This window comes from Paenibacillus sp. FSL K6-3182, assembly GCF_037976325.1.
Lineage (GTDB): Bacteria > Bacillota > Bacilli > Paenibacillales > Paenibacillaceae > Pristimantibacillus.
This window is the reverse complement of record NZ_CP150265.1, coordinates 952,244-972,784: the sequence shown is the minus strand read 5'-3', so window position 1 is coordinate 972,784 and position 20,541 is coordinate 952,244. Positions and strand designations below refer to the sequence as shown.

At 44.9% G+C, this 20,541-nt stretch carries 13 protein-coding genes; 1 reads left to right on the top strand and 12 read right to left on the bottom strand.

Annotation, left to right across the window (positions count from 1 at the left end; all coding sequences use genetic code 11):
• Positions 1–3: 3 nt before the first annotated feature.
• The 12 genes from MHH56_RS04265 to MHH56_RS04210 form a co-directional block, all read right to left on the bottom strand.
• Positions 4–969 carry a sugar ABC transporter permease gene (locus MHH56_RS04265; RefSeq protein ID WP_076268840.1) on the bottom strand — a complete coding sequence of 322 codons (966 nt, stop codon included), beginning with the start codon at positions 967–969 and terminating at the stop codon, positions 4–6.
• Positions 970–993: 24 nt separating this feature from the next.
• Positions 994–3,594 (bottom strand): DUF5696 domain-containing protein, encoded by a 2,601-nt coding sequence (locus tag MHH56_RS04260; protein ID WP_339206825.1) that lies wholly within the window; start codon positions 3,592–3,594, stop codon positions 994–996.
• Between the two features lie 29 nt (positions 3,595–3,623).
• Entirely contained in the window at positions 3,624–5,750 is a 2,127-nt protein-coding gene (locus MHH56_RS04255) for a YIP1 family protein (protein ID WP_339206823.1), read from the bottom strand.
• A 21-nt stretch (positions 5,751–5,771) separates the two neighbouring features.
• Positions 5,772–6,653 carry a carbohydrate ABC transporter permease gene (locus tag MHH56_RS04250; protein ID WP_339206821.1) on the bottom strand — a complete coding sequence of 294 codons (882 nt, stop codon included), beginning with the start codon at positions 6,651–6,653 and terminating at the stop codon, positions 5,772–5,774.
• A complete protein-coding gene (locus tag MHH56_RS04245) occupies positions 6,646–7,608 on the bottom strand; it encodes a sugar ABC transporter permease (protein ID WP_339206819.1) in 963 nt (320 codons plus the stop codon). Before MHH56_RS04245 ends, MHH56_RS04250 begins: the two co-directional genes overlap by 8 nt.
• Before the next feature lie 40 nt (positions 7,609–7,648).
• A complete protein-coding gene (locus MHH56_RS04240) occupies positions 7,649–10,468 on the bottom strand; it encodes an extracellular solute-binding protein (RefSeq protein ID WP_339206817.1) in 2,820 nt (939 codons plus the stop codon).
• Between the two features lie 177 nt (positions 10,469–10,645).
• Positions 10,646–12,151, bottom strand: a complete 1,506-nt coding sequence (locus MHH56_RS04235; RefSeq protein WP_339206816.1) for a hypothetical protein — start codon at positions 12,149–12,151, stop codon at positions 10,646–10,648.
• A gap of 91 nt (positions 12,152–12,242) precedes the next feature.
• Positions 12,243–13,508 (bottom strand): glycoside hydrolase family 125 protein, encoded by a 1,266-nt coding sequence (locus tag MHH56_RS04230; protein ID WP_339209501.1) that lies wholly within the window; start codon positions 13,506–13,508, stop codon positions 12,243–12,245.
• A 245-nt stretch (positions 13,509–13,753) separates the two neighbouring features.
• Positions 13,754–15,415 carry an alpha-amylase family glycosyl hydrolase gene (locus MHH56_RS04225; protein WP_339206815.1) on the bottom strand — a complete coding sequence of 554 codons (1,662 nt, stop codon included), beginning with the start codon at positions 15,413–15,415 and terminating at the stop codon, positions 13,754–13,756.
• A gap of 4 nt (positions 15,416–15,419) precedes the next feature.
• Positions 15,420–16,259 carry a sugar ABC transporter permease gene (locus MHH56_RS04220; protein WP_076268893.1) on the bottom strand — a complete coding sequence of 280 codons (840 nt, stop codon included), beginning with the start codon at positions 16,257–16,259 and terminating at the stop codon, positions 15,420–15,422.
• A gap of 2 nt (positions 16,260–16,261) precedes the next feature.
• Complete coding sequence (locus MHH56_RS04215) at positions 16,262–17,575, bottom strand: sugar ABC transporter permease (RefSeq protein WP_076268830.1); 1,314 nt, start codon at positions 17,573–17,575, stop codon at positions 16,262–16,264.
• 127 nt (positions 17,576–17,702) lie between these two features.
• On the bottom strand, positions 17,703–19,013 hold the full coding sequence (locus MHH56_RS04210; RefSeq protein WP_339206814.1) for a maltose ABC transporter substrate-binding protein: 1,311 nt from the start codon (positions 19,011–19,013) through the stop codon (positions 17,703–17,705).
• 495 nt (positions 19,014–19,508) lie between these two features.
• On the opposite strand from MHH56_RS04210, the gene MHH56_RS04205 reads away from it, so the two are divergent.
• Positions 19,509–20,537, top strand: a complete 1,029-nt coding sequence (locus MHH56_RS04205; protein WP_076268828.1) for a LacI family DNA-binding transcriptional regulator — start codon at positions 19,509–19,511, stop codon at positions 20,535–20,537.
• Positions 20,538–20,541 lie beyond the last annotated feature (4 nt).

Sequence of the window (20,541 nt, the reverse complement as noted above, 5' to 3'; positions counted from 1 at the left end):
TTTTCACTCCCTATTCTGATAAAAGACGAATCTGCTGACAAAAAAGCCAATGACGACAAGGAATACTGCTGCTACCAGAAAATAAATCCATGCCATAGCCGAGGCTGTTCCATATTGACCAAGCTTCATCGCGTTCGTAATGCTGTGCATAATTTGGTTTTTGCTTCCTGTAAAGGAATCAATAATCGAATAAATGATATTGACTAGAATCAACGGACTGATCAGCGGAAATGTAATTTTCCAAAAGCACTCCCAAGCGGAACAGCCTTCGATTTTGGCCGATTCGTAGATGGAGGATGAAATTGCTTGCAGTCCTGCCAAGAAAATAAGAATTTGCACGCCTGAACTATTAATGACGGCAAATATATTTTCCGCAGCGCCAACCGTTATATTAACGAGCGCAGGACTGAAATCCAGCATTTGGAACATATATTTTTTTAGCTCCAGATTGCTGAACATCCCGCCTGCCGATTCAGTCACGATAGACGCGCCCGTATCAAGCCCTGGGATACTCTGATAAGCATTCATAATCGAGTTGCTTAAATCAGCTTTATCAATGATTCCAGTTGCCAAAATAACGGGCACGAAAAAAATCGCTCTAAAAATGCCTCGGCCCTTCATTTTCATATTTAACAAAACGGCAATAAACAAGCTGTACATGACGATAATCGGAATATCGAATAACATGTTCTGAACAGCACCGTAAAGCTGCTTGTTAAAGTTAGGGTCCACTCTTAAAATTTGATGGTAATTGTCCAGCCCAATGAATTTTTCCGAAAATCCGCCTTGGGTTAGAAGATTCACATCCATGAAGCTAAATCGCAACGAATCAATGAATATACCCAGAAACAGCAGGAGAAATCCGAGTACAAAAGGACTGACAAAAACCCAGCCCATCAGATCCCTCTTCTGCGTCACGGTTAGCCTAAACCTTTCTTTTTTGTTTATGGCTGCAGACAATTTGTTCATTGCCGGTGATCCTCCTCGCTTGGTTTAAGGATTAATGACCGCGTAACCCATTCCATCTACTGCGGTACCCTCAACCTCAATTCCTTTATCGCTGTAATTAACAATAATCGCTGTACCATTTTCATAAGTTGTTTTGTAAACCTCTTCACCAAGCCGCTCATGATTCACGATCGCCTGATCCTGAACATGCTTCAATACATTGTTCATTTCTGCATAGATGGCTGCAGCGCTCTCCTCCCAATCATCAAACTGGGAAGCGTACAAATCATCGAACAACGAAGCATCCTTCAGCAGGCTGTTCTCCCCGTAATTCAACTTGAAATAGACACCGCTGCCGTATTCCAGAGCTTTCAAAACAGCCGGACGCAGCTCGCTCGCTAGGTTCAAGGCTTCGCTCGCGTACCCAATATAGCCATGCAGCGCGATTTGAATAAATGGCACCTGCGCATCTGCTATCGAGAAGGAGCTGTCCTCATCAGGCAGGTTCAAAATATGATTAACATAAGGAAAGGTGTATGCGTTTCCGTCGTCTGTAATAATATCCTCATAATCCTCTTTTGCTTTAGCTAAAACGTCTGTCGTTATTTTTTTTGTGTCCTGTCGATTGATTTGAGCGCGGTTCTTAAAGTTGGAATTCAAGCTTTCTCCCATCGTCGATAAGGATAGTGCCTTTAAACCAAGCGAATGATAATCTTTGGAAAATTTATTGTAATAACCTGAAATTTTGTCCGGATTAATTCCCCACACGCTGCTCTCATACTCAAGCGTAGCTACATTGAACAACCCTTTATAGCTAGTTTTCTGAAACAAGGAACGAATGCTGTCCTTTTGCGGCTTAAAGCCATCGAATGCTTTATTAGATGAAACAAATAGCATATCCACATCCGGGAACACCTTTGCCCCCAGCTTCTCCGCTTTCTCTGACAGCTTGCGCAGTCCCTTTGCACCGCCGAGCACGGACTCTACCTTCATTTTTGTAGGTGCGGTATGGCTCATGCCTCCGTTATACCATCCGGTATAGCGAAACTTAATGTTTTGGATACCACTTTGCGACATCTCATCCAGCATTAGTCCCGCTTGATCGAAGGAAGTGACTGCCACTTGGCTGCGAAACGGAATACCCAGCTTCCGCACCATCTTATCGACAGAACCCATCGTATCCAAGTAGAACGGAATGTTCTCTTCGGCGCTCACTTTGCTCAAGCTTCCTTTATCAACGAGATACTGACGATATGCCTTTGCCATTCCAACATAATTTGCATCGTCTCCTGTAAGGAAGAAGTACTTCATGACGATGTTGCCGGTATAAGCATTTTTCTCGTAAATAATCCAAGGAGCCTGCTCAAAAGCATTTTTGGCAATAAAAGAGTCTTTATTTCGAATGGTGAAGTTAGCATAAGCCGTGTTATAGGAGTGATTAATGCCGCCCATAACGCCATTAATATCCGCTACCGCATCGCCCTCTTCAATAACCGAGAATAGCGCTGCTCCATCCTTCTTGATGCCAAACACCGGCGCTCGAAACTCTTGTTTGAAGCTGCCTCTTGGCGACTGCGTTAATGCATAATCCGGCCCGTACATTTTCCCTGTCGTTAATAGCGTATTTTTGCTTGCATCATTATTGAAATTGAGGAGCGTTCCCGAGCCGTCTGGAAGGAATACATACCCCTCCTCGCCGGTTTGCCCTGCACCGAAATAATTCAGCAAGGAAAGCTTCACAAGATTAAAACGGGATTGATCATATTCAATGTCGCCGTTATAAAGAGTGACCGATAGACCGCCGTCCGCAAGCACGTAATCCAGACTCATTTTAAAATAAGGGAATACGGAATCATCTCCATCATATCCAACCTCGGCGTAGTCCTCCTCCTGCTTCTCGTACGTATAGCCTGCTTCTTTGACGTAGTTTTCCAATACCTTCTTGTCCCGCTCCTTGACGGAGGTTTTCAGCACATAAATGTCTTCTTTCTCCAAAACAGGGTATTTCGCGATCAGCTCCTTGCCTTTGCTCCCTTCTACATCAGCACGACTGTAGAGGATATAGTAGGCTAATAGCTTCTTCTTATCCCGATCAGCTTCCATATGATCAAGAACATTTTGCTCAAATTTGGACTTCGTAATTTGACGCGGCAGCAGCATGCGCTGTTCCTCGCGCCCGATAACCATGTCCACTCTTATGCCGTTATCAATCTTGCCCCAGCTCACCTGATCCAGCTTCATCGCATGCGTGTAGCTGTTCATTTCCATGTCGCCTTCTTTGCCTTGCACATTATAGACAAGCTTGACCTGCGACATAAGCTCCTGCTTCATCGCATCACTAGCTTTCGGGTCTTCCAGAGCACTTGGTGGGTTGGAATAAAATTTACTTCCCGTCGCTTTATCTTCAACCGCCACGCCGCCCGATTCATTATCGAAGTACAGCAGGAGGCGATCGTTCTCAGCAGCAAGTGCCAATCCGCCATCCTTTACAGCTTTTTTCATGTTTGGTGGGCTTGCTTTTGCTGCAACTGCTGCTTCTGCTGTTGTTGCTTCTACTGCCTCCGCCGTTTTCCCATTTGTCGGTATCCCGAGCGTAATGGCAACCACTATGACCAATAGCCTAGAGATAATCCCCTTGGCATTCATATCGCTGACCTCCTATCCACCATCTTGTTCTACAACCGAAACGTAATTTCATTGATGATCGTCGTAATAAAAGAATTCATATTTTGCAGGATGTTAATGAACAGCACCGTAAGGAAAGCAATGAACCCCATCCCTACTATTGAAATAGCAGAGGTATAGAAATTCTTGAATGGACTGTAATCATTGGTCACCAATACACCTATAAATATGAGCCCGAGAGACCAGCCTAACGCTAGGGTTGTAAAAAAGGTAATAAACTGCTGCTCTTCCAAAACAACGATATTGCTGAATAGGGTGACAGGAATCGTAATGATCACCATCGGGACTAACGAATAGGAAGACGCGATAAAAATATCTTTAAGGCTTCCTTCGCCATCCATCAATGTTGTAAGACCCCAGTTTGCACAGCACCATAATCCAAATGGAATAAGGACGCTAAGCAGCGTATCCCAAAGCTCAATAACACGCCAGTCGGAAGGGTACAATATGTATCCGCCTGCCAGCTGTTTAAAGATGTCTACAGCCATAACGGCTGCAACAATAATGACAGCGGCACGAACGCTGCCTCGTTTCTCATGCTTCAAATCCCAAAACCCGTCAAACGGATGGAACATCACATGGAAGGAATAAAGTAGCTCTTCCCACAGCGTTCGCTTGCCCGGCTTTCTCCAGCCTGCTGTGTTGACCTTCTTGGCATATTTGAAAAATCTGTACACTAGCCATAGAATGGCTGCTGCGACTATTGGAATGAGGATAATAAATTTGCTTACTATTTCTTTCCGATACTCCGCAAAAGCTTTGAAATAATGATCCCAGTCATTGGCCAGCTTGTAATTGTGCATCGCTTCCTTGTATTCTTCTTTGCGCATATTGGACTGCGCCACACCGGAATACGCCATCTCTAGCGTCGGATTCATCTTCAAAACCCGCTGCCATGCAGCGATGGATTCATCGTAATTGCGATTCTTGCGATGATGAATCGCCGCTGCAATGTTAGCGCCGTATTCGGTCCGCCTAAATACAGTCAGCTTGCTTGAATCCTTATCGAGCACAAGCAGATTATTGCTCTGGTAAGCGAGCGCAGAAGCGCTCTGGAACACGCCGTCCTGCGTTCCGTAACCGCCAAATACATAAAGAAGATTGCCGTTATCGTCGTACGTAAAAATTTTATTTTGCGAAGAATCGAGCGTGCTGTACGCCCCGTCCTCTGCCAAAGCTACATCAATAAAACGTGAAACCTTGTCGGTTGTTTGAATATCTCCAGCAGGCGGATAAGCGCCATTTCGTTTCAGTACATCGATGCCTGTATTGTTCAGCCGCTTAATTGGCGCATGCTTACTCGATTTGTCCCGGTTAATGAGCGCGCTGTATTGGTTTCTGGCATGGATCGCACTGCTCGTAACATAAGCAAAGCCAAGCTCATCGATTGTAATGTTGTTGTACTCGGTCGGTACGCTTTTGGCTGTGCGGCTCTTCTGCTCCTTGGTCGTCACCAGCTTCCAGAACAAATCGGACACTTTGGGCACAACCTTCTCCGCACCAACAAAACCTTCGAATCCGCCGTCAGCATTCAGAGCAATAACACCCATGTTTGTGCTCTTCGAAATAACATAGATAAGACCGGATGGATCAACACCGATTGCTGATGGCTCGTAAATAAAGCCGGCAGGAAACACATCCGAATCCGGTGCCTCCAATATTTTCTCTACGCTTCCATCCTGATGAAGCACGACGATTCTAGCGTTTTTGGAGTCGGCAACGTAGATCAGCCCCTCCTCTGACACAAATATGCCGCTTGGCGTGTTGAACTGATCCTTCGTCACGCCGTCCTCATGGACAAACTCCGTAATTTCTCGTTTTATTCGGTACTGTTCATCGAGAATAATAATTCTGTTCGATCCCGTATCTGCGATATAAACCGAGTTATTGTTGTCTACAAACAAATCCAGAGGCTGGTTCAGCCCAGCGCCCTCGATCCCCATCGCCTTGGCGTTTAACACTTTGCCTGGCACATAAGCGTCAGGAGAAACGAGATACTCCCCGTCATAATCATAAAAATAGGTTTTATATGGAACCATGGCGGAAGCTGATTCAATACCGAAGCTGCACAACAATAATAGTGCGGCAAAAAACAAAATCCACTTTTTTCTAACCACCGCATTCTTCCCCTTCCATGCCTATTCTTTCATGCCTGATGCAGACATGGTCTCTATAATCTTCGACTGAGAGATGATAAACACGATGATAGGCACAATCATCATCAGCACCGCTGCAGCCGATCCTGTCCCTGTACGGGCAATTCCGCCGGCTAAGATTTGGGACAACGCATAGTTTAAGGTTTTCAGCTCCTCGCTTTGGATGAAGTGATTCGCGCCAATTCCCCACAAACCTTGCATGGAGAAGATGATGAGCGTCAGCCAAGCAGGCTTAACCATTGGCATTACAATTGACCAGAAAATCTTCCATTCGCTGGAGCCGTCAATGCGAGCCGATTCCAAGATGGCGTCGGGAATCATCTGATCCATAAACTGCTTCATGAGATACAATCCGAGCGAGGATGCAAATGCCGGAACAATAATAGCCTGATACGAATCAATCCAGCCTAACGAAGAAATGATGATAAAGTTCGGTATTTGGGTAACGACACCACTAAACATAAGCGAGAGCACGACCGTACTGAACATGATTCCTTTGCCAGGAAACTTATGCTTGGATAAGACATAAGCGCATAAGGAAGCGATGACCACATGGCCAGCCGTACCAACAGCTGTTATAAATACAGTGTTAAAGATATACCGGCTGAAGGGCACCCACGAGTCGCTCATGACTGCGAGCAAATCTCTAAAGTTATCTAAGGTTGGATTATTTACTAGAAACCGCGGAGGGAAAAACCAAATCTCCTCCAATGGCTTAATTGAATTTGAAATCGCATATACCAGTGGCAGCATCATAAAAATGCCAAACAGCAGCAAAAACAAATAGATGCCAAAATCCGCAAAAAAGGAACGTTTAATGCCGCTCTTGCTTCGATGAAGCTTGATTTGAATCACTTCATTCACCTACCTTTGCCAGAAGCATTTGCACAATCTTATTCGCTCCGATCATGATGATAAATAGAATGGTAGCTATAGCAGAGGCATAGCCCATTTCATAACGAATGGCGCCGTAATCCTCCAAGTGGTTAACGATGGTATGCGCTGCATAGCTGTTGCTCGGCATGCCGCACAATGCGGTAACAATCGCGCCGGTGCCGAATGCGCCGGTAATGCTCATTACCGCTCCGAACATGAGCTGCGGCTTCATCGAAGGCAGCGTGACATACCAAAGCTCCTGCCACCGATTTTTAACTCCATCCATTGCCGCTGCTTCATAAAGCGTGCGATCGATCCCCTGCAATCCCGCGATAAAAGAGAGGAAGCTTGTTCCAACGCTGGTCCATAAGGCAACGATGACGACGAGAGTCATCATATATTTTGGATTCTCAAACCATAGAATAGGCGAAGAAATGACATTATAACGAAGCAAAATAGCATTGGCATAACCATAAGCGTCCTTGTTGAAGAAAATGCCCCAAACCAAATAAATGTTTCCCGAAATGGATGGCGCGTAAAAAATTAAAGTTAAAATCGTTCTCAGCGACTTCGGCAGCTCGTTAATAAGCCAAGCGAACACTAGACACATGATGTAACCGATTGGCCCTACCATCACAGCAAGCAGGAACGTATTTCCGATTGCTTTAATGAAAATATCATCGCCTAGAAACAGCCTTATATAGTTGTCCATGCCAACGAAGATAGGCGCTTCGAGCAAGTTAAACGAGAAAAAGCCTAAAATCAATGAAATAATGACGGGCAGAGCGGTAAAAGCAAAAAACAAAATCATGTAGGGTGCAGCAAAGAGGTAGGACACTTTATTTTTTTTAATCGACTTCCAGCCCTGCTCCAATTTTCGCAAGATCGGATTGCCCTGCCTCTTAGGGTCAACAGCTCCTGATATCACCAAATCTCTACTCATGAATGGGGTCCTCCTGAATCAGTAAAATCGCAAGGCAGCATCATTCCAACTTGAACTCCCGCCTTTTTCGCGTTATTTCAGTATTAACTTCTTTCACATAGTCCAGAAGAGATTCAGGATCTCCGTTGTTATACGCCGTTGCGGCAGCGAATCCAATACTTCGAGTCACATAGTAACCGCCCGGCACCTCCGGTGTACCTGTTGCGAACGACCACTGCGTCATCAAATGGTCATACTCTGTTTTTGTCCAAGGCATATTAACAAGGGCTTCCATATTGGCGGTCGCTTGTTTGGCTGCCTTGCCGAGAATCGCTTCCATTTCCATTCCGAATCTGGACTGCGTCTCTGCACTCGTCCACCACTCCATAAAGCGCCATGCGTCATCCTTTTTCTGGACGCCCTTAAGCATCATGATCGCTGTCCCTGTCGACGGCGTCGCCCGGTTCAATTGTCCATCCTCCATCACCGTTCCAGGAAGCGGAGCAAATTCCCACAGTCCTTTAATTTCAGGAGCAAACGCGATTAATTGGTTGTATGTCGTATAATCCGCGATGCCTATCGGCATTTCCCCAGTTCGGAAGCGGTTGCTGAAATCATAATCCCTCGGAAACTTATAGGTCGTGAACAGCTCCGTCTGCTTCTGGAACGCGTCGATCGTCAGATCGTCTTCCAGCGTTGAGCGGCTGCGCTCCTTGTTGTAAAGCTCCCCATTTTTCTGATACAAAAAGATTTGCAAGCCGGTAATATCCGCCGGAAAACCAATTTGCATATTTTGTTTCTGAATTTCTGGTATTAGCTTGTAAAACTCATCCCATGTCTCTGGAGCCTTCAGCCCCATATCATGCAAAATATCTTTCCGATAAAACATCATGGGAAACGATTGTGTTTCCGGCAAAGCGTATACTTTTCCGTCTAATTCGAAGGGCACTAATGCACTAGGATGGAATCTAGAGGCAATAGCATCATAGTTCGGCATGTCTTTGATGTTCTCCACCGCATGTCTTAACGCGTATTGAATAGGGTCGGCAGCTAGATTTCCCATCGCCACATCCGGACCCGTACCTGCAAGCACTGATGGCAAAAGCGTACCTTCCGTTACCAGCTTGAGCTTTACGTTTATGCCCGATTCCGGCGTGAACGTATCATTGATCATTTCCCTAATAATCTGTGATTGATCGCGTCCAGACGTCAGCCATACTTCGAGCGGCTCTCCTTTGGTTTCACCTTCGGTATTCAAGGCATTGTAATCCACAAAAAAAGACATCGAAAAAGACTTTGCTTCAAACATCATTTTTTTGAAAAAGGATGCATCCGCTTTTGGCAGCTTCTTGGACAACGGCATCACGCTAAAATAATCGACCGTTAAAGGCTGCTCGCCTACCGTCAAGATCCACGTACCAAGCGCGCCTACATTTTCTTTAAAAGGGGTAAAGGTCTTCGCAATATTGGCTTCCGGATTTTTAACCATCTGCTCGAGCTGAAAGGCGACTTTATCAAGCAGCACCATGTTTTCGCCTTTTTGACCGACCAGCGCCTCCATATCAGCCGATACTTCTCTAAGTATTGCGGCATGCTCCTTCATGGCGGCTATGGCATCCGGTATTAATTTCTCAAAGCCGTAATCACGATACAAATCCGGCTCAGCGCCGGTTATCATCAGAATTTGCCGATAAACGGCATTCAGTTGAAATAAACTGTCATCAACCCTGTTCAGCACATTAGCCAAATCTCCGAGCGTGACCTCCATCGTCAGTTCATGCTCGCCCGGTTCTAGGTAAAAAGAAAACGCCTGATCATCGTCCCCCAACGTTTCCACTTGCCAGTTGTTCCCGTATTTAAATTTCACAGCTTTCGCTTCTTTAAACGGGGCGGCTCCATCCAGCAAAATTTTGCGATTGACATACATCCCAGCTAATTTGTTTTGCTTGAATCTCGTTGCAATCTTGTACAGGCCCGCTTCCTCTACCGTGAATCGGTAGCTGATCCATTGACCCGGCATTTTCCATTTATCGCCGCCTATGCTGTTCAAGCGAAGCTTTGATGGGTCCTGCGGCTCGGTTATAGCTGATGAGCGATCGGACACCGGATATAGCGTATTATCAGATTTCTCAAAGCTGTTTTCCGCTTGAACCTTAATTGTCTCGGCGTCCGCTTCCTTATAGCCTTTTGCTTCATAACCCGCTTTCACTTCATCATAGGTCGGAAGCTCCTCAGCTTTATAAATACGAACGGTATTTAAAACCACTGATTCCCTCACCGATTCGAATCCAATGGTATGCTTACCTTTTTCCAAATAAAATAGTAATGGATCATTATAATAGCCAAGCAAATCATGCAACAGCACCGTTCTCCATCTAGGCGCTTCCGTCTGTTTCGGCCTAATGTCATTTCCTTTTTTGTCTTGCGCAATCTCGCTTTTGTCCTTCCAAACCCGTGATAAATTTATGTATTTCGCTTCGTTATAAGGTACTTCACCGTCAATTGATATCATTCTTTCAATAGAATTGCCTTTCCCATCTATCGGGTAATAAAGCAGTTCCACATTGTACATTCCACTCTCAGGAACGTTAAATTCCCATTCAATCTTTCCGGTTTCACCCGTAAGAACAGATTTGCCTTCCTTTCCTTCAAAATGATCGAGGTTTTTCAAATCTCCCTCCGCATTCGTATACGCATCTGCCTTAATCACAATATCCGCATTTCCAGCTTTTTTATCGGCGTGCTGTTCAAGATAGGTGCGGTAGCTTTGCAGCTTGATTAAGTTGTCATCCTTGCTTGCAAATGCCGCATGCGGCCATACAATCACCAACAAACATAAGGCGATTGCTGCAACTGATAATTTCGTTATTTTATTATTCATAAACGTTCAACTCGCACCGTCATATTTGTTTCCTCCATATAGACAGAGATTCATTGCCTTTTCGTGAACGATAGGGAAAGCAGTCTCATTTTTTTTGCAAAAAAAAGAAAAGGGGCTGTTGCGCTAGCAGCAATCGTCATCTGTCTGACAGCCCCTTTATCTATTTGGTGAAAGCTGCTATTCTGCCTTTTTCTCTTCCTCAGGCTTCGGTTCAGGCTCTACGAATTCACCCTTCAGCCTTAAAGCAAGCTCCTCAAGACCAATATTTACAGCATCCTCGATTTCCGCTACCTTGGAGGCAGGCTCCAGGTTCTGATCGTAGAACCCAACATCGGGAATGAGTGCCAAACCACTGTGTACATTGCCTTGCATTTGCTGACCGATGAACGCCATGTCCGACACACCATAATTTTTCAGCTGCAAGAGCGTTTGAAGCGATTCCTCATCACGCAATTGCGTGAGAGCAATTTCATCCATCCAAATTTTCTCTTCGCTTTGCGCTTTCCACGCTAGAGCATCCAAGATAAGTCCTGTTTTATCAAGCTCTTTGTTCGTTACCGGCACTGCGATTGAAGGAGCATCATGGCTTACCCAATCAAGGTAATCGTCTGTGTTGTTGCCCATTGGCAATGGGATAAAGCCAAAGTCACTTTCCATTTCATAAATCGGATCAATAACGCCTCTGCCTCTGGAGTAAGCTAAAAACAGCGATTTCCCTTCAGCAAAAGCTTTCACGTAAGCGTCCATATCCTCGCCTTCGTTTTTCGGGAAGAACGTATCGCCTTTTTTCGCCATCTTCTTAATCATTTCAATCGTCTCGTATGCTTTTGGTGTATTTACTGCATATTTCATTTTTCCATCACTGGCGATATCAATGATTTTATTGCCGGATGCCAGATAAAGCGCTACAGAAATATCCCAGTCATGTCCAGTCGCCAGTCCATAACGGTCATTGCTGTCCATCACGCCATCACCATTTAGATCACGTTTTGCCGCTTGCTCCATCTCGAGCATTTTCTGGAATGTCCATTGTTTGTTTTTTACCAGCTCATAAGGATTTTCAAGACCTAGCTCTTGAATAATGCTTTTGTTGAATGCCAGAACCCATACTTCATCCCCTTGGTTAGCGAATGGAGCTGCTGTTCCATATGTTCTGTTGTCATAAGTGAGCAAGAATGAAGTGTTGTATTCCTTCCAATAATCTTGATCCATCCGAAGGTTAGGAATCGTATTCATGTCCACAATACGCTTGCCGTTGATATGTCTTCCCAGCTCCCAAGTAGGAGCAACGATGATGTCAGCGTATTTGTCGCCCGCCAGTACCGCCGCGCCAAACTCTTCCTCGGAATGTTTTCTCACTTCAATTTTTACGTTGTACGTTTCTTCTACCCACTTGATTCGATCAATAATGGCATTGGCATGATCAGAGCTTCCTTCTTGCGGGAACCATCTATTCGCATTGTTATCCGCAACGATAAATTTATAACCGCCTAAATCTTTTACTGGAGGAGCTCCGTCATCTGGTGTTGCTTCCGGACTTGGCGAGGCTGTGTTTTCTGCCTTGTTCGTTGCTTCAGCCGTCTCCTTGTCTTTGCCTCCGCCGTTATTACTTGTGCAAGCACTCGCAAAGATGGAAATAATGAGGACGCATACGACTAACAAAAACATTCTCTTTTGTTTCATTTTTCTGCCCCTTTCAAATCTTTTATTTGTTATGCAAGTCCTGTCCACAGCGGAGTCAGGCCCGCTCTAACACAAGTGGAGGTCAAACCAATTAAAAGAGATGCTGTTTCTTGTCTTCTACGAGCTTATAAATAAGTTCACCGAGTAAGCTGTTAGCCCATGCAAACCACGGTCTCGTGAATTCATTCGGATTGTCTACGTGAAAACCCTCATGCATAAAGCCAGTACCGCCATCTGAGCTGATTATCGTTCTTAGAAGTTCTTGTATTTCTGCATCGTTGTCTGAAGTTAGCGCTTGCATGACTAGGCTGATATGCCATATGTAATTCGTGGGAGTATGTGGGCTTCCGATTCCTCTAGCTGCTTTTCCTGCGTAATAATAGGGATTCTCTTCACTTAGAATAAACCTTCTCGTATTCTGATAGATCATATCCTCTTTGCTTGTATATCCGAGATAAGGAATCGACAGCAGACTTGGCACATTCGCATCGTCCATCAAGTTGTAATTTCCTAAGCCATCTGTTTCGTAAGCGTATATTTCGCCAAACGTTTCGTGCTTGTATATCCCAAATGCTTTGATGCCGGCATCGATTTCGCCACCTAATTTCTTGGCTGCGAGCGCCAGTGTTTCATCTTTGTATATGTCTTGGGCGATTTCTTCCACATATCTCAGCACAACAACAGCGAACATATTCGCAGGAATCAAATAATGATATTTGCACGAATCGTCACTTGGCCTAAACCCCGACCATGTCATCCCTGTAAAGGCAACGGGACTCCCTTTTCCATCGTGGCTTAACGTATCCGATTCTGGACAATTAAATCTTTGGAAGCTGTAGCTCGATTGTTCTGCATGCTTCTGCTCGACTGTCCAAAGCCCAATAATTTTGTTAACCGCTTCTTTAAAAGCATCGTCAAACATTGCGGTGCTATTTGTTGCCTTCCAGTACAAATAAGCGAGCTGTATCGGGTAACATAGGGAATCAATTTCATATTTTCTTTCCCATACCCATGAATTGCCCTCGGTTACATCTTCCGTATGTCCCCTGTTGTCCGGGCCTTTATTGAATGCGTTTGCATAGGGATCAATCTGGATATATTGCATTTGCCTTTTGATAAGTCCCTCTATCATTTTCTGATAGTGGCTATCTGACACAGCCAGAGGAATATAATGCCGAACCTGAGCAGATGAATCACGCAGCCACATGGCTGGTATATCACCCGTAAATACAAAAGTGGTTCCATCCTCAAGCCATTCCGTCGTCGTCTCCAGCGTGTTATAGAAGCAGTTTTTATAAAACTTAACGATTTCAGGCCACTTTTCCAGAGATGAAATCAATGCGTCACTCTTTTTCATATCGGTAATAGACAGATTCATTCGCAAACATTCCTCCTAATGGTGATCCTTCTACAAGTTGGATAAAGCTTTGTGATAAGCGCTTACAAATAGTATATTATAAACAATATGTCAACATGTCAATATACCAACTAGTAATTTCCTTAATTTTTTTACAAAAATTGAATACAAATGGGCTGGAATCGCATTGGAACGCACAAAAAAAAGAGGGAGCAGCACCGGCGGTGCAACTCCCTCTTACCGTATTATTTTAATATGACTGTGGTGTAAGCCGGAATAGTCAGTTTCCCATTATCCAACTTAGCCCCATCATTGCTTGAGCGAATGATCTCCTCGAATGATCCAAACGTTTTGGATGGCTGAAGATCCGTCATCTGATCCTCGCCCGATAGATTGTGCACAACGAGCACCCTCTCGCTAGCAATGACGCGAACATATACACTTAGCTTCTGATTGGCAGGCTCCAGCTTAAACTCGGCTATTCCGCCATTGCGCAAAGCGGGCTCCTCGTTCCGCCACTTGATGAGCTCGCGATAATGGTTTAACAGCGAATTTTTATCTGCTGTCTGCGCCTCAACAGATACCGTCTCGGCATTCCCATTGAATCGCGATTTCTCCCAAGTGGTTTGCCCTTCTCCTCCACTTGCTGCGCTATACCAAGGCATTGGCTCACGAATGTATTCATCCGGCTTAGCCCCCTTCATGCCCAGCTCCTCACCATAATAAAGGTACGGGGTGCCTGGCAAAGTAAGCAGCATTGCAGCAGCCATCTTGGCGTGATTGATATTGCCGTTTAAAACCGTCATGAAACGATTCTGATCATGATTGCTCAGGAACGGTGCATCAACAAATGTACCACCAGATAATTTCTCATAAACACCGTATGCACGTCCTAGAGAATAAGCTAAGTCTGCATCCTTCTCCGTATCAGCCGCACTCAGCAGCCGACCAGCTAGATCAAAGTGGAATGCGGAGTTCAGCGCTTGGTCAAAGTAAGGCGCAATAACCGTTAGTGAATCCCAAACCTCTCCGATCAGATAAGCATCTGGCTTCACTTTGTTCATGCCAGCTCGGAACTCTTGCCACCAAGCTTTATTTTTCGCTTGAATCTCAGGCGTGCTGGCCGTAGACGCGAAGTCGCCGTAAATATGCTTTGCCGCATCAAGGCGGAAGCCGTCCAGCCCCTGCTCCAGCCAGTATTGTCCGATCTTAATCAATTCCTCGCGAACCTTCGGCTCGTCAAAGTTCAGATCGGGCATGCCTTCCCAGAACACACCTAAATACTTGAGACTGCCATAGCTATGCCACGGATCACCGCCAACTGCCCCATCTGCTCTAACCTTCTCACCTTGTTTAGCAAATGTGTACCAGCTGCGGTAAGGACTGTTCTCATCCTTTAATGCTTCTTTGAACCAAGGATGTTCCTTGCTCGAATGATTAACGACAAGATCCATAATAACTTTAATATCGCGCTTATGCGCTTCATCCAGCAGCTGCTTCAAATCATCCAGCGTACCGTAATCTGGATTAATGGCATAATAATCAGTCGTATCATAACCATGGTAGCTGGGCGATGCGTTAATCGGCATAAGCCAAATACCGCTTACGCCGAGCTCCTGTAAGTAATCAAGCTTAGCGGTTACACCATTCAAATCGCCGATTCCATCTCCGTTCGTATCATAGAAGGAACGGACAAATATTTCATAGTATACGCCGCCAGGCTGCTCATCTACCGTGTAAGCAGCAATGGAAGCTTCTCCACTTGCACCTTCTTCATCCGCTTCTGCAGAAGCTGTGCTACTTGGTTTATTATTGTTCGCCGCCTCCTCTGAAGAGCAAGCAGCGAGCATAATAAAGATTAGCGAGCATAACAGGACTATCGCATAACGCAAACGGCTGCGGTTCATTCTCTTATCCTTTCGAAGCGCCAGACATCAGCCCTTGTACAAGGAAGCGCTGCAAGAAGATGAATAGGAGAGTAATCGGGATCGCAATCAACACCGCACCCGCGGCAAACAACGTGAAGTTGCTGTTCTGATAATTGCTTACAAGATCCCACATTCCTACAGCAAGTGTCCAGTTGTCTTTGCTTCGAAGTACCAATCTTGCAAAGATAAAGTCTACCCATGAACCAGCAAATGTAGTCAGCGCTACATAGGTTAACATCGGACGCGACAGCGGAAGCATGATTTTTACAAACACCTGCAGATGAGTTGCTCCGTCGATCCGAGCCGCTTCATCCAAGCTCCGAGGAATCGTATCGTAAAAGCCTTTAACGACAAAACCGCCGAGCACTGCACCAGCAGAATATACGATAATGAGCGCCGCATGTGTATCGAGCAGGTTAAGCTGCAATAAGAAGATAAAGATAGCGATCATACTCATGAAGCCAGGGAACATGCCCAGTACAAGCATAATCGTTAGTGTCATCTTACGGCCGCGGAAGCGGAAGCGCGACAACGCGTACATGCTGAGCGTGACCAGAATCGTAGAGAAGATCATCGTCAACGTCGCAATTTTGAGCGTATTCACGTACCAAACACCGTATTGGAAGCTTGGATTCGTAAATAACTCCTTATAATGAACAATCGTGAATGTATCAGGAATAAGACTGTCGCTAAACAGAGCCGTGCCCGGGCGAAGCGAGGATAGCAGCACCCAAAGAGCAGGATAGATAGCGCACACAGCTATAAATATTAGAACGACATAGCTAAGTGTCAGGCGCACAATATTGGCGGTTTTCCGGCCCATTTTCATTGAATCATATCCTCCTCTTTAAATGACCGTGAGCGGCGATAGTTATAAATAGAGAACGACGCTACGATCAAGAAAATGATGATACCGATCGCGGATGCCATATTGAACTGACTGTTGTTCAGCGTTAGCTTATACAACCAGGTTACAAGCAAGTCCGTGCTGCCGGCGTACTGGTAATCACCTTTAACCGGGTCACCGTTCGTGAGCAAGAAAATAACGTTAAAGTTATTCATGTTGCCAGCGAACTGTGTAATCAGAATCGGTGCCGTCGAGAACAAAATAAATGGCATCGTAATAATACGGAATTTCTGTATGCCTGTTGCGCCGTCAACATCGGCAGCTTCGTACAGGTCTTTCGGAATTGCAGTCAATACGCCTAGAATAAGTACCATTGAAACCGGGATACCAATCCACATATTAACGATAATAACCGTTACCTTTGCCCAAAATGGATCTGTCAGCCAAGGCAGCTTGCCCATACCAAAAAACTTTAAGTATTGATTGATCGGACCAAATTGTCCATTAAACAAATTTCTCATGACGAGCAAGGAGATCAATTGCGGAATGGCATAAGGAATAATGAACAATGTCCGCCATAGCTTTTTAAAACGAATGCCTTTTTGCTCAATTAGCAGCGCAACTAACAAACCGCCGAAATACGTCGTTACCGTTGCAATAACAGCCCATACAATCGTCCAAGTAAATACGCCAACGAATGTATGGCTCCACGTTTTCAAAGTCAATAGATTAGCAAACGTTTGGAAGCCTACCCAGTCAACCAGCTTAGCTGGCGGAATATGATCAGGCGATGCGTAGTTGGTGAAAGCAAGCATAATCATGAAGATAATCGGCATGATCGTTAGAAACAATACACCGAGCGCCGGAAGCGTAAGCAGTAAGTGCGGAAAATTACGATCCGTTACATAAGCCCACGTCTTCCGAAAGCTTGCTGGCGCCACTCCTGCGTCTCTTTGCTTGCCGTTCAGATAAGCATCGCGGATATTCATAACATAGATAAAGACAAATAGCAGGAATAAAATTAACGTTATTAATCCACTGATTAGAAGAAAGATCGAATGGTCTCCCTCTACACGAACACTGATTTTACCTATTTTCTCAAGCCCTTGCGTTTTCTCTCCGAGCGTGACAACTCCCCAAATCGCTCTTCCTAGGTTTGGAATAAAATACATGAGCGCCGCTGCTTCAACAGCAAGCATAATTAAGCCTTTTATAAATTGGCGGTTATACAATTGCCCAAGACCCATTACGAGTAACGACAATATAGCCGCGGTGCTGCGATGACGATTCATCCCGCCTGGCTCCCTTCCTCTCATCTAAAAAAAAAACAACTTGCCGATTCCAATATGGAAATAACGGCTTATAAAACATCGGTTCACCCGCCGAAGGAATTCGGCGGGTGAAACCGTTGATATGATGTTATTTCGATGCCGCTGCGCCGTTGTTAGCGTCTTTAATTTGTTGCACGGCATTGTCTAAAGCTGCTTTTGCATCTTTGCCAGAGTTCCAAACATCAGCAAATGCTGCTCCGATAGGAGTCCATACATTGCCCATCTCAGGGATGGAAGGCATTGGCGTCGATTGGTTGAATTGCTCCAAGAAACCTTTTACCACTTCATTGCCTTGTACAGTAGGATCTGCTGCTGCTTCTGTGTTCGCAGGAATAGCGCCTGTCAGTTCAAAGTTTTTCAACTGAGCTTCTTTTGTAGATGCATAATAAGAGAATAGACGTGCTGCATTCGGGTATTTCGAGAATGAGTTAACATACCAAGCTTTAATGCCTGAGAAGGAAGAAGCCGGTTGGCCGTTGATGCTAGGCAATGGAGCTACGCCGAAATCGATGCCAGCGTTTCTGTAATCGCCGATAGTCCAAGGTCCGTTAATATCCATTGCAAGTGTACCGCCGATGAACAAACCTTTTTTAATATCGTAGTTGATATCGCCTGAGTTAAGCGGCAAAATGCTGTCTTTCAATGAACCGTAGTATTTCAAGCCAGCGATTGCGCCTTCTGTGTTAAGGCCGATATCGTCTTTGTTTTGACCGTTATCGCCGTATACATAACCGCCAGTTGAGATGAACGGATAGCTGAAGTAGAAGTTTCCTACATCCCACATAAGACCGTATTTGTTGTTTTTCGTATCGTTGAACGTTTTCGAGAATGCTACTACCTCATCAAACGTTTTTGGAGCTTCTTTGATTAGTGCTTTGTTATAAAATAGTGCGTATGTTTCTACCGAGCGCGGGTATCCATAAAGCACGCCGTCATAAGATACTGCATTTACTGCAATTTCCGAGTTTGCGCTTCTTGATTGCTCTTCATAGTAGTCATTTGGCAAAACCAATCCAGCTGTTACTGCTTTACCAAGGTTATCATGCGGGAAAAGAACAACGTCAGCGCCAAGACCTGCAGGGCCGTCTGTAACCAGCTTGTTTACTTGATCGCCTGCGCCGATTTCCTCGAATTTAATTTCAATGCCGTATTTTGCAGTGAATTCCTTCGCGATGGCTTCAACGAAAGGACGTTCTTCTTTACTTTCCCATATAAGCAGTGATGCGCCTTCTTCAGGAACGATCTCTTCCGATGCAGTACCTTCGTTAGCAGGTGTATTATTCGTTGGAGCATTTGTTGCATTTCCAGTTTTCTCTGTGTTTTCTGCCTTATTTGTTCCACCACAAGCGGAAACGATAAACAAGGCTGTGATTAATGACATTACAAACCACTTTTTCATGCTAGGTGATCCCCCTCCATAATGTGTTTCATGCCTTTTTTTGAATTCGCGGCGTTCCAACAATTCCTCAGGCTTCTTTTCTAGTATGCTGCATTCGCACCAACGTTTTATTCATCGTTCTGAAAAGCTCACTTCCATCATAAATTGGTAAGCTCAACAATGCGCAAACGTTTGTACAAATCTTACTAAAAAATAATTTGTGAGCGGTTTTTATGCCGTTTCACAGCTGAAAACATAGTAGAATTGTTTTGAAAGCGTTCTATTCGTGGATTCATCATACAACAAGGTGCACAGTTTGTTAAAACGTTTGCACAGTTCAATATTCCGAATAAATACGGAGTTATCTTCAATTTTCTTCGATATTCTCTTTCTCATTCAGTTTTTCAATATTTGTGAAACGCTTACTTTAGATATATATTTACTTTTAGGCAACAGTTGCATTAGGATGAAGCATATAAAGCAAGCACGTTTGCGCGGGTGGGGGTTCAACTTAATATGGTAACCATTAAAGATATTGCAAAAGCTGCAGGGGTATCTCCTTCCACTGTATCAAGAGTCGTCTCTAATCATCCTAGAATTAGCAAGGCAACCTCTCAGAAGGTCAAACGGTATATGGAAGAAATGGGCTATCATCCTAACGTGATGGCGAAGAGTCTGGTATCAAAAACAACACAAACCTTAGCCATTATGCTGCCTCGACCAGCTGAAGAGCTGTTTCAAGACTTTTTCTTCGGTGAATTGCTTCGCGGAATACTGACGCAATCGACAAGAGCGGGATACGATATGCTGCTTACCGCAGCGACGTCGCCAAGCGACGAGACGGAAACCGTATCACGTCTTGTATTCGGTAGACGAGTTGACGGCGTTATCTTGTTATCCTCTCGGGTAAATGACCCTTTAATCGACCTATTGGACAAACATAAGTTTCCTACAGTATTAATAGGCCGCACAGAAAATCGGCCTAATATATTATCAGTCGATAATAACAATGAGCAAGCAGCTTATGATGCGACGCAGCATCTCATTGTCCAAGGCCATGAAAGAATCGGTTTTGTTAGCGGTCCACCATCATTAACCGTTGCACATGACCGGATGGAAGGCTACCGCAGAGCCATGTCCGAAGCCGGTTTGCCTGTTCGATCCGAATGGATCGTTGAAGGCGAGTTTCTTCAGCAAAGCGGCTATCGTGCCATGTCATTTATGATGAGCCTGCCCGAAAGACCTAGCGGCCTTGTTGTCATCGATGATGTGGTCGGATTCGGCGTATTGCGCGGCCTGACAGAGCTTGGGTACAAGGTGCCTGATGATCTTAGCATCGTAAGTTTCAATAACATTGCATTGTCCGAACTTGCAACACCGCCGATCAGCTCGATAGATATCGGAACCTATCAGCTCGGCTATACCGCATCACAAATGTTGATTCGTCTTATACAAGAAGAAAGCATACACCAGAACAGAATGATTATTCCGCATAGGCTGATCGTTCGCGAATCATCGATTCAAACCGTATCCAAGAGGAGTTGACAGC

Coding starts and splice junctions, on each gene's coding strand:
- MHH56_RS04265 (WP_076268840.1), bottom strand. CDS start 969: ATGAACAAATTGTCTGCAGCCATAAACAAAAAAGAAAGGTTTAGGCTA.
- MHH56_RS04260 (WP_339206825.1), bottom strand. CDS start 3,594: ATGAATGCCAAGGGGATTATCTCTAGGCTATTGGTCATAGTGGTTGCC.
- MHH56_RS04245 (WP_339206819.1), bottom strand. CDS start 7,608: ATGAGTAGAGATTTGGTGATATCAGGAGCTGTTGACCCTAAGAGGCAG.
- MHH56_RS04240 (WP_339206817.1), bottom strand. CDS start 10,468: ATGAATAATAAAATAACGAAATTATCAGTTGCAGCAATCGCCTTATGT.
- MHH56_RS04235 (WP_339206816.1), bottom strand. CDS start 12,151: ATGAAACAAAAGAGAATGTTTTTGTTAGTCGTATGCGTCCTCATTATT.
- MHH56_RS04230 (WP_339209501.1), bottom strand. CDS start 13,508: ATGAAAAAGAGTGACGCATTGATTTCATCTCTGGAAAAGTGGCCTGAA.
- MHH56_RS04225 (WP_339206815.1), bottom strand. CDS start 15,415: ATGAACCGCAGCCGTTTGCGTTATGCGATAGTCCTGTTATGCTCGCTA.
- MHH56_RS04220 (WP_076268893.1), bottom strand. CDS start 16,259: ATGGGCCGGAAAACCGCCAATATTGTGCGCCTGACACTTAGCTATGTC.
- MHH56_RS04215 (WP_076268830.1), bottom strand. CDS start 17,575: ATGAATCGTCATCGCAGCACCGCGGCTATATTGTCGTTACTCGTAATG.
- MHH56_RS04210 (WP_339206814.1), bottom strand. CDS start 19,013: ATGAAAAAGTGGTTTGTAATGTCATTAATCACAGCCTTGTTTATCGTT.
- MHH56_RS04205 (WP_076268828.1), top strand. CDS start 19,509: ATGGTAACCATTAAAGATATTGCAAAAGCTGCAGGGGTATCTCCTTCC.